Here is a 14,422-nt window from a genome sequence, read left to right as displayed (position 1 = left end):
AATATTTCTCTACACAGTTCATATTTATTGATTTTGTAAATACATCATTAAAGCTTCTGCTGTTTTTTGCTTGCCCATTACTTTAAGAGGCTGTCCATCAGCAGGTACAATCCAATGAGGTTCATCCCCCCCATATAAAGACTGAGAGCTATTTGCTACCATAAATTGTGCATTGGCTGTTTCCATACGCAGTCTGGCACGAGCTAACAAGAATTCCTCATCATTCGTTGCTTCGAGCTTAAAGCCTACTAACGTTACATTCGGTTGCCATCCCTTAATTTGACCTAATACTTTTGGTGCTTTTTTAAAATGAATAATAGGTGGTTCGTCAGAAGGCATTTTCCCCGTTTCCTCCATTAAATTACCTGATTGATCATATACTTTGTCAATGACCCAATCAGAGCCCGCAGCCGCCATAATGACGATATCGACATGTTGTTGTTGAACTGCATGACGCACCTTTTGTCCTAAATCCTCTATGCCTTCAAATTGAATCAATGTCATATCATTTTGGTTTTCTGGGAGCTGTGCAAAGTAACCATGCATGTATACTACGTTAGCGCCAGCAGACAGCGCCGCCTCTGCTAAATAACACCCCATTGTGCCTTTTGATAAATTCGTATGACCTCGTACACGATCCCATTTTTCAAGTGTTCCCCCACTTGTAATGAGTACGGTTTTGCCCTGTAATGTCCCCATACACTCACCTATTTTCTGAAATATATACAAATACTATTTTAACGTAATGTAAGGATAGGCTTCAATAGCCACTATTTTAGGGAGCTGTTTTGTTCTTTTAGCCAAGCACTTAATATCTCTGCAAATTTCTTTGTGACTGGCGAAGCATGGTGTTTCATGGCAATACCAATCGTTCGGTAGCCACCTTGCTTTAACGGAATCGCTCTCAATGTTGGCGGTAAATTTTGAATAACCAACTGAGGTAATATACTGATCCCTAAATGATGAGAAATCATGGAAAGAATCCCTACCTCCTCAGAAAGCTCAAAGCGGATATTCGGCTTGACATGATATTGCTCTAATAGCACCTTGACATCATTTGTCCCTTTATAGGAAGTCATGATAAATGGCATATCCTCTAAATCTACGATATCAATTTCTGTCTTATCAAACAATGGACTTTTATCCGAAACAATACATAATAATGGGTCTTGTTGGAGCTCAGTGAACTGATATTGCTCTGACTTTTGACCATTCAAAAACCCTGCTTCTACTTCACCACTTAAGAGCCATTGTTCAATTTCATAGTAATCTCCCTCTCGTAACTCCACCTGTATCCCTGGAAATTGATTATCCATAATCCGAACAATTTCTGGCATCCAATTGGAAGAAATACTCGATATCACACCAATTCGAACCTTACCTCTTGTCACGCCATGAATGTGAGCTGCTTCCTGTTGCAATAATTCCTGAGCATCCAAAACCTGACGCATTGCCCTTAGCATTGTTTGTCCCTCACTCGTTAATGTCACACCCACACGACTTCGATGAATGAGCGCAAAGCCAAACTCTTTTTCTAAACTCGACACGGCATGACTCACAGCAGATTGTGTTAACCCTAGCGCATCAGCTGCTTTTGTAAAGCTTGCCACCTCTGCCACCTTTGTTAAAATCTCATATTTAACTAAGCTCATCCGCAATCCCTCTATATACATGAATTTTTTTAATCCTATTCATTATAAACATTCGTTTTACTAATCACAACACAAGATATATAGTAATTTTTAGTATAAAACTGTTTTAGTACACAGATGGTAGGTGAACATAATGAGTATCCAAGGAAAAGCAAATGTATTGATGGTTATTGTCACAATGTTTTGGGGGCTCTCTTATACCTTTATGGTCATGGGGCTAGAAACGTTGGCAGTTTATAATGTGGTGGCATTACGTTGTATCATCGCATTTTTCGTAGCAGGACTTATTTTTTACAAACGGATGATCAAAGTAAATGGTAAAACATTAAAATATGCGGCTATTCAAGGATTTTTATTATTCATTGTGTTCGCGTTAAGTTTATTTGGTTTACAATCTACTTCTGTTTCAAATGCTGGCTTCATCTTGAGCCTAACGGTCGTGTTAGTGCCGATTTTCAGCAGCTTTATTGAAAAAAAATTACCTTCTCGAGCAGTTAGCTTTGCGATCATTTGTACCATGATTGGTATTACCGTCTTAACAGCACACGGCTCATTCACTTTCCATAAAGGTGATTTATTAGTAGCGATTGCTGCATTATGTTATTCAATTTATTTACTTTTAAATAGCTCATTTACACGAAATGTAGAGTCCATTTCATACGGAATTTATCAGCTTGGCTTTGCTGGTATTTATGCACTTGTGTTAACCTTTCTATTCGAAACACCGACAATGCCAAATTCAGCAATATCCTGGATTGCAATTTTAGGGCTTGGCATCATCTGTAGTGCGTTTTGCTTTGTGGGTCAAACTGTTGCACAACAGTATACTTCTGCTACACATACAGGTCTTATATTCTCCTTAGAACCAATTTTTGCCGCTATGTTTGCCATGATGTTTATCGGAGAAGGCATAACAATGAAATTAATGATTGGTGGCAGCTTCATTCTTATAGGGAATTTAGTAGCACAATTAGAGCATTTCCATGTATTACGTTTTATGAAAAAGGATGCACAGGAAAAAGTCATACAATAATATAGTGCATATGAATAAAAAAGGAAGCTGAGCGTTATTTCTCAAGCTTCCTTTTACTATGTATTGATTTTATAGCACGATTGCATGTAAAATAGACTAATTTTTACAGGTACGAAAATAAAGGATATTCATACATGCAATTTCAAACCTTACATACGTCATATTATTTACCAAACAAGGATAATCAACCAATTCAAACACAAAACCTACTGGATTTAATGAGACATGTCGGTGGCCGTGAAGAGGAAGACGAAAAAAAGAACAAATCGAAAACTGAGGTCAGATACGAAAATGGCTATGTACGTCAATACCTTGTCAAACCAACAGGACAAAGGGTTCTCCTCATGGAAACCAAACAAAGCCTTGATATTAGAGAATCTACTAATTTACAAGACCTGCTTTCGCAACCTTTTAAAAAGAAAACAAGTGATCCTATTCTCTCAATACTAAATGCGAAAAATAACATTTCTAAATATAAAGATGGCATTTAAAAAATAGCCCTTCTTTTCAAGAAATGCTAGATAAAATAATAGACAAAGTCGAAACAATCGACTTTGTCTATATTCAAACTAGCGAGGAATAGTCATATCTCGTTAGTTTGATTCATTATAAAAATCTTCTATATTGCTCTGCCTCTGCCATACGCTGTTGATTTCTTAAACGCTCCTCTTGCTCTTCAGCAGTCTCTGGATAAGTTTGGAGTGTATCAACATCATCCTCATGTTCTGCATATAAGACAATACTTCCTTGTTCTACAAGATGCGCATAGTAAGCGATTTGTCCCTCTGACAGATTAAATCGTTTTAAACCCTCTGTAACGGCTGAGTCGCCTGTAAACCAAGATTTAAATTGGTCTACCCAATTTCCAGCCTCATGCGTTTGCACATCGGCATCCCACTTTACATCCTCAAACTGTTGGGGATCTCTCGCAATAATATGAATATCGTCTTGGTGATAACCTTCCATTCGCATATTCTCTAAAATGTGAAGCATTTCATCCCTTGTATGGGCCACCTCAATTTTTGGATTTTGTTCATTCATCATGTTCAATTCCTCCTATGTTGTATGGCTTACTAGGTAATTACCCGCACTGCACACAAACAAACCCTTTTTACTAAACTGTAATAATTGTTAAATTGCCTTAAACTATGTTGCTGATTTGACATCATACGTTCAAGGGCAGAAAAATAGCATGCGGGAGAGAATGTCTTCTCCAGCATGCAAATTGTCATTTTTACTTGTCAAGAAAGGCTTTTAACATCCATGTATGCTTTTCAAGAGACTGATACATGGCATTGAGTAAATCCTCTGTACGGTCGTCTCCTTCTTCTGCGGCTAGCTCCATTGTAGAATTTAATGCTTTCATCAGCTTTTGGAAATCTGAGATTGTCGTTGCAACCATGTCCTCTGTCGTTTCTTCACCTGTTGCTTCCTCTACATAGGATAGCTCTAGATGCTCTTTTAATGTTGCCACTGGCTTGCCATCCTTTGATAAAATACGCTCTGCTATTTCATCTAAATTCAATGTTGTTTCATTATATAGCTCTTCAAATTTTGCATGCAGTGTAAAGAAGGCTGGACCTGTGACATACCAATGATAATTGTGTAGCTTTGTATAAAGCACAGACCATGTCGCCACTAGCTTATTTAATTGTTTGTTTAAGTTTTGTGTCATAATCAATTTCTCCTCCAATATGTCTTGTTCTAGCCATTAGTATGAGTAATAAAAGATGTTGGCTATACACTCATTGTTCCCGACCGACAATATTTCAAACATCCTTCATGAGAAACGATTTAGAGTAAGAATATTTCAACTATTCTATGAAATTATTTCACTTTCCGAAATAGTTTCGTTATAATGAAATCACTTATATGTAAAGGGGTGTCCATAAATGAAAGTTTTACCATTACGAAAAGATGTTGCAGTAGAGGAAACTTGGGATTTAACAGATTTATTGAGCAATGAGGCTGATTTTGAACCTACCTTAGCACAATTAGTGGAAGATGCACTTTACTTCGAGCAACAATACAAAGGTACGATTACAAATGCACAAAAAGTAATCGACGTGTTAACAGCCTTTGAAGAGCTACAAAAAAAGTTTGTTCCGATTGGCACATATGCAAGCTTAAATCTTGAGACAGATCGCACAAATGATGTAGCACAAATGCGTGCTGCAAAGTTTGGTACAGCTATCGGAAAAGTCAGCAGTGCACTATCCTTCGTGCGCAGCGAGTTACTAGCATTGGATGAAGCTGTTTTACAAGAAGCAGCGACATTAAGCCCTCTTTACAAACGATATCTAGAGGAATTATTAAAACAAAAACCACACCAGCTCCATCCTGAAGTGGAAAAAGCGCTGGCAGCCTTCAGTGCCACATTTGACGCACCATATAAAACGTACAATACGACAAAATTAGTGGACATGGATTTTGGCGAATTTGAAGTCAATGGCGAAAAGCATCCTCTTAGCTTTGTGCTGTACGAAAATGACTGGGAGTTTGAAGCAAATACAGATGTACGCCGTGCTGCCTTTCAAGCCTTTTCAAGCAAGCTACGCGATTACCAGCATACAACGGCACAAGTATATAACACACATATTCAACAAGAAAAAACAATGGCTGACCTAAGAGGCTTTAATTCTGTCATTGATTATTTACTATTTGATCAGGATGTCGATCGTTCACTCTATAATCGTCAAATTGATTTAATCACTAAAGAGCTTGCCCCACATATGCGTCGCTATGCAACGTTAATTCAAAAAGCCAACGGAATCGACCAAATGACATTTGCAGATTTAAAAATTGCGCTGGATCCTGAGTATGATCCAAGATTATCAATGGCTGAGGCAAAAGAATATGTTGAAAAGGCATTAGCCGTTATGGGTGAAGACTATAATCAATTAATGGAGAGAGCCTTTAATGAACGCTGGATTGACTATGCGCCAAACAAAGGAAAATCTACAGGGGCATTTTGTTCAAGTCCGTATGGTAGCCATCCTTATATTTTAATGTCTTGGAATGAACAAATGAATGAAGTCTTTACACTTATTCATGAGCTTGGTCATGCTGGGCATTTTGCAAATACGTATGAACATCAATCTTATCTTAATAGTCGACCATCTTTGTACTTTATTGAAGCGCCATCAACAATGAATGAAATGCTGTTAGCGAATTATTTACTAACACATAATGAAGATCTACGCTTTAAACGTTGGGTAATTTCCAATATTGTAGCGAAAACATATTATCATAACTTTGTGACACATTTACTAGAAGCTGCCTATCAACGCAAAGTATATGAATTAATTGATGCTGGAGAAGCAGTTAATGCAACCATCCTCAATCAATTAAAACGTTCCGTGTTGGAAGATTTCTGGGGAGATACAGTCGTTATTTCTGAAGGCGCTGAACTCACATGGATGCGTCAGCCGCACTATTATATGGGCCTTTATCCATACACATATAGTGCAGGGTTAACCATCTCCACACAAGTGTCTCAACGTATTTTAAAAGAGGGCGCTCCAGCTGTTGAAGATTGGCTAGCCGTTCTTCAGGCTGGCGGTACAAAATCACCAGTGGAGTTAGCGCAAATGGCTGGTGTTGATATTACGACCGACCAACCACTTCGTGATACAATTGCCTACATTGGCCATTTAATTGATGAGCTTGAACGCCTGACAGTTGAAATCGAAGCGGTTCAACAATAATTTAACTAGAAAACGGTCCTGCCTATTCAAGGTATAGATCGTTTTCTTTTTTTAGTTCTAAGTAGAAAAATACGTACATATACTAGAATCAGGGCGTCCCTCTATATTTTTTAGATATTTCAAAATAGACAATCATTTTTCTTCATACAAAAGTACCGTTATTATTAAGAGTACGCAAATTATTTAGCAATATACGATTAACAATGATTAAAGGAAGTGTTCTAATTATGGTAAAACGTAATGATCCATGCCCATGCGGTAGCGGCAAAAAATATAAAAAATGTTGTGAAGGCAAACAACAAGTAACAGTGGAAACAGTACAAATCGAAGAATTAGAGCGTGTGCTACAAACATTTTACTTAGAATATCCAGAACGTAAAGATGTTCGTGCCTATATTGAGCATGTGGGCACATGGCAGCCTAAATTAGAGAGCGTTTTACAGCGAGAGCTAATTGAAGCCATCGCTTTAGACGACTTTTTCTTCCACCAAGAGCCATCTATTTGGAAAAATTATTTGAAGAAAACGAAGAAAAAGGCGGTAAGACCTTCTACAGTCAAAGTACTTGAAGATTGGTCTCAGCCTACTTTATTTATTGGTACGGTGTCTGTTGTTGAGGAAAAATATTTCAAGGCTAATCATATACTTACAAATGATGAGCTTTATATTCGACGTGAAAATAACAAACCGATTCCTGAAGGTATGCATGTATTTGCCTTCATTTTACCAGATGGAACGAAGAAATCCGCTCATTATTTAGCTGTGTCTACACTGATTTTCTTCCCAGAGGATCATGCGAAGGTCTTTGAAGAATTCAAGAAGCGCTTTGAGGCTTCAGAGAAGAAGGCTGGCTCCTTCTTAAAAGAAGAGCACCTAGCATTTTGGGAGTTATTAGTATCAAATGGCTATAAAGGTGAGGAATTTTCAAACTTTGAGAGCAATGTCCTGACACAAGTAAAAGACTTCCTAGAGCAAAATGAGCGTGAAACAGCACCGATGCTTGAGCTTTTAGAGGACTATTTAATTGAAGGTCAACCGACTGCCCGTAAAGAAGCGGCCATTGCAGCTGGTGCAATTCGTTATGGCCAGGAAAAGGAGCTGTTTGAGTCCCTTTCTATGACCGTAAAAGAAATCGCTGCGACATTTGATATTTCGGCTTCCTCTCTTACAAAGTATTACCAAGATCTAAGCAGCTATGCTGAAACGAAATAATCATGACAATTAAAGAAGCTACATGTATTTGCTAATACATGTAGCTTTTTCTCATATGTTTATTTACTATAAACTTTTAAAAGTTCTTCCCCTAGGAACTGTAACTTTTCTCCAACTGAACAGGCTTCAATGCAGAAACGATGAGCCCCTGGTTTACCACGCTCTTTACGTAATTGCTTAATCACTAAGCAATCCGAACAATACGTATCATGCAGTTCATCAATATCCTTCATAACCGTCACTTTATCCATGTAGAACTCTCGCTCCTTTCACGTCCAAAATTCACTTCCTACTATTATGAAGCGTTCAATTTCAACAAGCAACTATTTTGTTTACTTCCTACGTATTTTTTTCAACACGAATTGCTCACAAGGATGCTTTAAACCATAGCCTTGTTGTACAATTATAATGAAGTCAAAACGCAAAGTAGGGATAATATGTTAGAAGTTTATATAGATGCTGCCAGTGCAGGAAATCCTGGGCCAAGTGGGATAGGTGTATTTATTAAAGGTGAAGGTCACTATATCCAAATCAGCGAGTATATTGGTGAGACAAACAACCATATTGCTGAATTTTCGGCATTGGTTCGTGGTCTTGAAGAAGCACAAAAGCTAGGCTCCCCTCTTGTCTCGGTGCGTTCAGATTCCAAAATCGTTGTGGCTTCTATGGAAAAAGAATATGTGAAAAATGAGGAATTTAAACCTTATTTAGAAAAAGCTTTAGCGCTTGCCACTAGCTTTGATTTATTCTTTATCAAATGGGTGCCCGACTCACAAAACAAAGCGGCTGATGCCTTGGCACGAAAAGCAATCCAAAGCAAAAATGCCTAGCCTCATTTCCCAGGACTGTTCTATTGGAGCAGTCCTTTTTTCTTTTCCCTATTCTTCAGTTATTTACTATCCCCCAATTTCATTATTTTATGATATTCAAAAAAATGCTAGAAAACGTCACGCATTTTCTGATTAATCCAAAACGATATTGACATTGTTAGAGGACGATGTTATCCTTTAACACATTAGTAGTTTAGCAAGTGAAAGCGATAGATTATAGGGGGAAACAAAAATGAAACGTGTAGTGACTTTATTTATGATGCTGACAGCTGTCATCGTTTTAGCAGCGTGCGGCTCTTCAAAAGAAAAGACAGCAGAAAAAGACGAAACAGCAGCAGATCAAGAAAAAATTATTATTGGAATCGACGATAAATTTGCACCAATGGGCTTCCGCGATGATAAAAATGACATCGTTGGATTCGATATTGATTTAGCTCGTTCTGCAGCAGAGCATATGGGCGTTGAAGCAGAATTCCAGCCAATCGATTGGAAAACAAAAGAGGCTGAATTATTAAGTGGACGTATTGATTTAATTTGGAACGGTTATACCATTACAGATGAACGTAAGGAAAAAGTTTTATTTACAAAGCCTTATCTTGAAAACTCTCAAGTTGTGATAACAAAGGCAGATTCAAAGATTACAAAGCTAAGTGATTTAGCAGGACAAGAAGTAGGTATTCAATCCCTTTCTTCTGCGGCCGATGCATTAAACGGTAACCCAATTCATAAAGAAGTGAAAAAAATTACAGAATTTGCGGATAATGTTTTAGCATTATCCGACTTAAAAACAGGCCGTGTTGATGCTGTGGTAATTGATGCTGTAGTTGCAGAATATTACATGACGCAAGAGCCTGACACATTCAAATTATTAGAGGAATCACTCGCACCTGAGCAATACGGTATTGGTGTGAAACCAGGAAATGAAGCCTTATTAGAAAAACTACAAGCCGCGTTAGACAAAATGAATGAAGACGGTACTGCGGCTGACATTTCAACAAAATGGTTTGGTGAAGACAAAGTATTAAAATAATGACAGGATACATCAACTGTAAGAGTTTCCTTAGTGGAACTCTTACTCTTTTTGGAGGGACATCGTTATGGCGGATTACTGGCAAACTATGATATTACCGATGCTAGAAGGGGCAAAAATGACAGTTTTACTGTTTTTCATCGCCATTCTGGTATCGATTCCATTCGGCTTTTTACTAACACTCGCCGTAAAAAGTCGGATAAAACCACTCGCTTGGCTTGCACATACGTATATTTATATCATGCGTGGTACACCACTATTACTACAATTATTATTGATTTGCTTCGGTTTACCTATGCTGCCAGTAATCGGTGAATATTTAGTACTCGATCGTTTTGTGGCCGCTTGTCTTGGCTTTATTTTAAATTATGCTGCCTACTTTGCAGAAATATTCCGTGGTGGTCTTCTTGCCATCGATAAAGGACAATATGAGGCAGCCCAGGTACTCGGCTTATCCAAATGGCAAACGACGACACGTGTTATTTTGCCACAAATGTTTCGCGTCGCCTTACCCGCATTATCAAATGAATCCGTTACACTAATTAAGGATACAGCCCTACTTTATGCAGTTGCTGTTCCAGAATTACTACATTTTGCGCAAACAGCTGTCAATCGTGACTTCACAATTACACCATTCTTTATTGCTGGTGCAATTTACTTAGTCATGACCCTTGTATTGACCGTATTCTTTAAATGGCTAGAAAAACGCTTTAAATTCGAATAGAGGTGACACATATGGCATTAATGGAAGTAACAAATTTGAAGAAATCATTCGATCAGGTGGAGGTTCTGAAACAAATTACATTTTCGGTAGAAAAGAATGATGTCATTGCAGTTATCGGTCCCTCTGGATCTGGGAAAAGTACAATGCTTCGAAGCTTAATACATTTAGAAGAAATCGATGGTGGCAGTATTGTAGTAGATGGCGATTATTTAGTGCAAGATGGACAATATACAAAGCCACAGGACATCAAAGCAATTACAGCTAAAATGGGAATGGTCTTTCAACACTTTAACCTGTTCCCCCACTTAACCGTTCAGCAAAACCTTGAAATGGCACCAAGCTTATTAAAAACAGAATCGACAGAGGCCATTACAAAACGCGGTCAAGATTTACTACAAAAAATTGGTCTTGCCGACAAGGCCAAGGCTTATCCGGCCAATCTCTCTGGTGGCCAAAAACAACGTGTAGCAATTGCACGTGCCCTAATGATGAATCCTCAAATTTTATTATTTGATGAACCTACCTCTGCCTTAGATCCTGAGCTGACGGGTGAAGTATTAAAGGTTATGAAAAGCCTAGCAGAGGACCAGATGACGATGATTGTAGTGACACACGAAATGGGCTTTGCACGAGAGGTAGCAAATAAGGTAGTCTTTATGGATGGTGGTCAAATTATCGAATCCGACCATCCAGACAACTTCTTTACAAACCCTCAAAACGACCGTACAAAATCGTTTTTACAAAACAATTTTAACTAAGTTGGCTCTCTTTTTGTACAGGTCTTTACGTACAGAAAAGGAATAGGACATGCATGGATCCTATTCCTTTTATAGTGTTGAAAAACAAAACAATCAATAGAATTTTTGTGAAAGGTGAAAATGGATTTCCGTTGCAGGCTACTTGCTTTCCTATGGGCGAACGCCGAGCCGCTTCGTTTAGAGGCTATCCTACGGGAGTCAAGCCTTCCACGCAAACCTACAAAAGTGTTACCTTTTTAGAAAAGGTTTTCAAATAAAGTGAAGTTATTCACTACTCTTTATGAAGAGGTGTTGTCACGCATAACTTCTCCACATTGAAAATAAGAGCTTATCCTCTCTAAGAATACAAATAATGGGCTATTTGATCGCTATGATGGAAAAAGTAAAGACATTTTGCAGAATGGTTGATTGGAGTGGAGCCAGCGTCACTCCTAGGGGATTTAGCATCACAGAGGAGAACCTGGAGCGAACGGAAGTGAGTGAAGCGGCTCATCGGACGCCCCCTGGCAAGGACGCTGGCGGAACGGAAATCAACCCCTCACCTTGCTAAAAGGTCTTTTTCTAGTAACATGATCTTTTTTCAACAACAGAAAAGGAATAGGATACGCGTGGATCCTATTCCTTTATTACACTATTCATTTGGAAATTTCGGTAGATAAATCATGACCTTAAATAAATCACCATCTACTTGAACTAAGAATTTGCCATTCTGGATGTGAATAAGGCTTTCAGCAATCGACAACCCTAATCCGCTACCTTGACTTGACCTTGATTCGTCGCCTCGTTTAAAGCGTTCCATTAACTCATCAACTGAAATATTTAATTCATAAGCTGAAATATTTTTAAATGTCACAAGTATTTCATTCCCTAAATCTTCCACACCAATATATACCCTTGATGTAGGCAGTGCGTATTTAAAAATATTCGAGAATAAGTTTTCGATGGAACGCCATAGGAGCTTACCATCAGCCTTCACATACACTTTTTCTGTTGGATGGGCTAACTTAAAATCTAAGGATGAGGCTTCAATTTTTTCATCCATTTCTCCAATTCCTTGCGTTAGCAATGATACGATATCAATCCGTTCTAACTGAACAGGTATACTACCACTTGATGCTTTAGCCGCTTCAAATAAATCATCCGTTAAAAGCTTGAGTCTTTTCGATTTTTGATCTAACACATCTACATATTCTGCAATCATTTTAGGATCGTTTTCTAATTTCAATAAATCAACATACGTAATAATTGACGTTAAAGGCGTTCTAATATCATGCGAAACATTCGTAATAAGTTCTGTTTTTAAACGCTCACTCTTGATTTCACTATCCACTGCCTTTTTTAACCCATCTGTAATACGATTAATATTTTCTGCAAGTTGATGAAACTCCCCTTTTCCATCAACTTCAATTCGATGATGAAGATCCCCATTTTTAATTTGCTCTACGCCCTCTTTAATGCGGTTAAACGACTTCACCTTTCTCATTGCCAACCAGGCAGCTATCCCCATCGTAATAGGAAACATGAAAAACGTAGCCGCTACTACTAATGGATAGCCAATTACTAGTAGCACAATTTTCACGCCTGTACTGCCACTGTCAAAAACATGTTTCACTAAAATAAATATCTTTTTGAAAAGTTGATAGAGGAGTGTATGCTGAAAGAACGTTCTATTTTTAATATGCTTTACGAGTGATAAAATCAATAGTAAGCCAATGATAAAAATAGGCACGGTGAAGAACATGTACATATCACGGAAGACTTCAACAATCATGGCGATCCACATCGCTGTTAAGCAAACCGATAAGCACAATATTAAGGTCATTATAAAGTTTATCTATGACATGGAAATGAATTTCTTCTTTATCAAATGGCGTTCTTCCAATAACTATAATTAAATATACAAAACAAAAAATAAATCCTGCTAGAAATACCATCCATTCATTCAGAAAACCTTGGGCAGCCGCTTTATCTTTTTCCCATTCCGATATTTTTTGCTGTAGGTAAGAATCTTTAAACGCCACATAAATAACATCTGTCTGTGGGTTTAACATGTTAACTTCGTGTGTAAAATAATCCAAGTATTGACTTTCTTTCACTTCATTTGGGTAAAGCTTTTGTTGATAATCTTCAAATAACATATATGCATCAAAGGATTCAAATTGCTCTTTCTTAGTGAGATCACTATTGGAGAACTCATGTTCACCGTCACTTGCATAAAACACAATTCCTTCATAGGCTTCGAGCGAACTGCGTAATTGATAAAAATTTCTTACCTGTTCTTTCATACTTTCATCTTTTGTTCTAGCAATGTCTTTTGCATAGTTTTCTTGATAGATGTGCTTATTTTCCTCTTCACTCACATTAGGATTATATCTGTAAGAATTACGGAAATCATAATATAATTCCTCTTCGATTCTTCTATTATCCTCTCCTGTTAGTGTCTTTCCACTTAAAATATATTCTTCACTTTTATATTTTCCGATTAATTGCGCTAAAGGAGCAATAATGCTGTAACTTTCATCTGCGAATGCTCGGCTTTCAAAATAGTTATCTTGATTTATACTACTAAGATGAATCTCATTAAATTCCATGTTAATCATTACTCTCGCTATACCAGTTAGACAAGCAACAGCAATTAGAAACACAACTACTTTCGTAATAAGTGCATGACTAATACTTCTCAACTTTCTCAACCTTATACCCAACTCCCCATACAACTTTTAAATACTTCGGCTCTTTTGGATTAATTTCAATTTTTTCTCGAATCTTTCGAATATGAACCGAAACTGTATTTTCAGGATTAATAGCCCTGACATTCCATACCTTTTCATAAATTTCTTCAATCGTGAATACTCTTCCAGCATTGGCTGTCAGAAGCTTTAAGATTTTATATTGCACTGGTGTCAAATGAACCTCTTGTTTATCAACAGTAATGACTTTTTGTTCATCATCAATCACAAGACCACCCGTTTGAAATACAGCACTACTTCTCTCGAGACTTCCAAAGGTCGTATACCTTCTGAGCTGCGATTTCACTCTAGCCACAAGTTCTAATGGATTAAACGGCTTAGCCATATAATCATCTGCTCCGATATTTAAACCCAGTATTTTGTCATAATCCTCCGATTTAGCAGAAAGCATAATTAACGGAATCATATTATCTTGCCGAATCTTCATCGTCGCCGTAATCCCATCCATTTTTGGCATCATAATATCCATAATAATAAGATGAATAACGTGATCCCGAATAAGATCGATTGCCTCTATCCCATTGTAAGCTTTGAATACTTGATAGCCCTCATTTTCTAAATAAATGCTAATCGCCCTAACAATTTCTTTATCATCATCACAAATCAAAATGTTCAACTACATTCACTCCTCCACCGCTTTAGGTTCATGTCAATCACCCCTATAGGATTCGTATAAGGATATAATACTAATTAAATCTTAACAAACTCAGACATCAATTCTTAAGAT

General features: G+C 37.6%; 17 protein-coding genes. 9 read left to right on the top strand and 8 right to left on the bottom strand.

Features of this window, described 5'->3' with window-relative positions; genetic code table 11:
• Positions 1 to 24: 24 nt before the first annotated feature.
• Both HCH28_RS09540 and HCH28_RS09535 read right to left on the bottom strand, forming a co-directional pair.
• Entirely contained in the window at positions 25 to 699 is a 675-nt protein-coding gene (locus HCH28_RS09540) for a phosphopantothenoylcysteine decarboxylase domain-containing protein (RefSeq protein WP_221680736.1), read from the bottom strand.
• 71 nt (positions 700 to 770) lie between these two features.
• A complete protein-coding gene (locus HCH28_RS09535; protein ID WP_048390089.1) occupies positions 771 to 1,652 on the bottom strand; it encodes a LysR family transcriptional regulator in 882 nt (293 codons plus the stop codon).
• A 133-nt stretch (positions 1,653 to 1,785) separates the two neighbouring features.
• On the opposite strand from HCH28_RS09535, the gene HCH28_RS09530 reads away from it, so the two are divergent.
• Both HCH28_RS09530 and HCH28_RS09525 read left to right on the top strand, forming a co-directional pair.
• Entirely contained in the window at positions 1,786 to 2,685 is a 900-nt protein-coding gene (locus HCH28_RS09530) for a DMT family transporter (protein ID WP_004269389.1), read from the top strand.
• A 134-nt stretch (positions 2,686 to 2,819) separates the two neighbouring features.
• Entirely contained in the window at positions 2,820 to 3,176 is a 357-nt protein-coding gene (locus HCH28_RS09525) for a hypothetical protein (RefSeq protein ID WP_131519768.1), read from the top strand.
• A 115-nt stretch (positions 3,177 to 3,291) separates the two neighbouring features.
• Here HCH28_RS09525 and HCH28_RS09520 read toward each other — a convergent pair whose 3' ends face one another.
• Positions 3,292 to 3,729 carry a general stress protein gene (locus HCH28_RS09520; protein ID WP_048390084.1) on the bottom strand — a complete coding sequence of 146 codons (438 nt, stop codon included), beginning with the start codon at positions 3,727 to 3,729 and terminating at the stop codon, positions 3,292 to 3,294.
• A gap of 190 nt (positions 3,730 to 3,919) precedes the next feature.
• The gene (locus HCH28_RS09515) at positions 3,920 to 4,360 is read right to left on the bottom strand and encodes a Dps family protein (RefSeq protein WP_016994902.1); all 441 of its coding nucleotides are present in this window, start codon (positions 4,358 to 4,360) and stop codon (positions 3,920 to 3,922) included.
• A gap of 217 nt (positions 4,361 to 4,577) precedes the next feature.
• On the opposite strand from HCH28_RS09515, the gene pepF reads away from it, so the two are divergent.
• Together pepF and HCH28_RS09505 are read left to right on the top strand one after the other, a co-directional pair.
• Positions 4,578 to 6,392 (top strand): oligoendopeptidase F, encoded by a 1,815-nt coding sequence (pepF, locus tag HCH28_RS09510; RefSeq protein ID WP_221680735.1) that lies wholly within the window; start codon positions 4,578 to 4,580, stop codon positions 6,390 to 6,392.
• 227 nt (positions 6,393 to 6,619) lie between these two features.
• Complete coding sequence (locus tag HCH28_RS09505; RefSeq protein WP_221680734.1) at positions 6,620 to 7,603, top strand: SEC-C domain-containing protein; 984 nt, start codon at positions 6,620 to 6,622, stop codon at positions 7,601 to 7,603.
• A 59-nt stretch (positions 7,604 to 7,662) separates the two neighbouring features.
• On the opposite strand, the gene HCH28_RS09500 is transcribed toward HCH28_RS09505, so the two are convergent.
• Positions 7,663 to 7,854 (bottom strand): zinc-finger domain-containing protein, encoded by a 192-nt coding sequence (locus tag HCH28_RS09500; protein ID WP_004269383.1) that lies wholly within the window; start codon positions 7,852 to 7,854, stop codon positions 7,663 to 7,665.
• Positions 7,855 to 8,040: 186 nt separating this feature from the next.
• Here HCH28_RS09500 and HCH28_RS09495 point away from each other — a divergent pair, with 186 nt between their 5' ends.
• From HCH28_RS09495 to HCH28_RS09475, 5 genes are all read left to right on the top strand, one after another.
• Entirely contained in the window at positions 8,041 to 8,433 is a 393-nt protein-coding gene (locus tag HCH28_RS09495; RefSeq protein ID WP_221680733.1) for a ribonuclease HI family protein, read from the top strand.
• 232 nt (positions 8,434 to 8,665) lie between these two features.
• Positions 8,666 to 9,463 (top strand): amino acid ABC transporter substrate-binding protein, encoded by a 798-nt coding sequence (locus HCH28_RS09490; protein WP_221680732.1) that lies wholly within the window; start codon positions 8,666 to 8,668, stop codon positions 9,461 to 9,463.
• Between the two features lie 67 nt (positions 9,464 to 9,530).
• Positions 9,531 to 10,187: an amino acid ABC transporter permease gene (locus tag HCH28_RS09485; protein ID WP_004269380.1), complete on the top strand. Its 657-nt coding sequence runs from the start codon at positions 9,531 to 9,533 to the stop codon at positions 10,185 to 10,187.
• 11 nt (positions 10,188 to 10,198) lie between these two features.
• Positions 10,199 to 10,945, top strand: a complete 747-nt coding sequence (locus HCH28_RS09480) for an amino acid ABC transporter ATP-binding protein (protein WP_221680731.1) — start codon at positions 10,199 to 10,201, stop codon at positions 10,943 to 10,945.
• A gap of 53 nt (positions 10,946 to 10,998) precedes the next feature.
• The gene (locus HCH28_RS09475) at positions 10,999 to 11,202 is read left to right on the top strand and encodes a hypothetical protein (RefSeq protein WP_221680730.1); all 204 of its coding nucleotides are present in this window, start codon (positions 10,999 to 11,001) and stop codon (positions 11,200 to 11,202) included.
• A gap of 374 nt (positions 11,203 to 11,576) precedes the next feature.
• On the opposite strand, the gene HCH28_RS25010 is transcribed toward HCH28_RS09475, so the two are convergent.
• The 3 genes from HCH28_RS25010 to HCH28_RS09465 form a co-directional block, all read right to left on the bottom strand.
• Entirely contained in the window at positions 11,577 to 12,716 is a 1,140-nt protein-coding gene (locus HCH28_RS25010; RefSeq protein ID WP_255601011.1) for a sensor histidine kinase, read from the bottom strand.
• Entirely contained in the window at positions 12,706 to 13,536 is an 831-nt protein-coding gene (locus tag HCH28_RS25005; RefSeq protein WP_255601010.1) for a hypothetical protein, read from the bottom strand. The genes HCH28_RS25010 and HCH28_RS25005 overlap by 11 nt, the downstream gene beginning before the upstream one ends.
• Before the next feature lie 79 nt (positions 13,537 to 13,615).
• The gene (locus tag HCH28_RS09465) at positions 13,616 to 14,311 is read right to left on the bottom strand and encodes a response regulator transcription factor (RefSeq protein WP_004269376.1); all 696 of its coding nucleotides are present in this window, start codon (positions 14,309 to 14,311) and stop codon (positions 13,616 to 13,618) included.
• Between the last annotated feature and the right edge of the window lie 111 nt (positions 14,312 to 14,422).

The sequence above is a fragment of the Lysinibacillus sp. K60 genome, assembly GCF_019731275.1.
GTDB lineage: Bacteria > Bacillota > Bacilli > Bacillales_A > Planococcaceae > Lysinibacillus > Lysinibacillus capsici.
The sequence above is the reverse complement of the archived record's forward strand: the minus strand, read 5'-3'. Positions and strand labels throughout refer to the sequence as shown.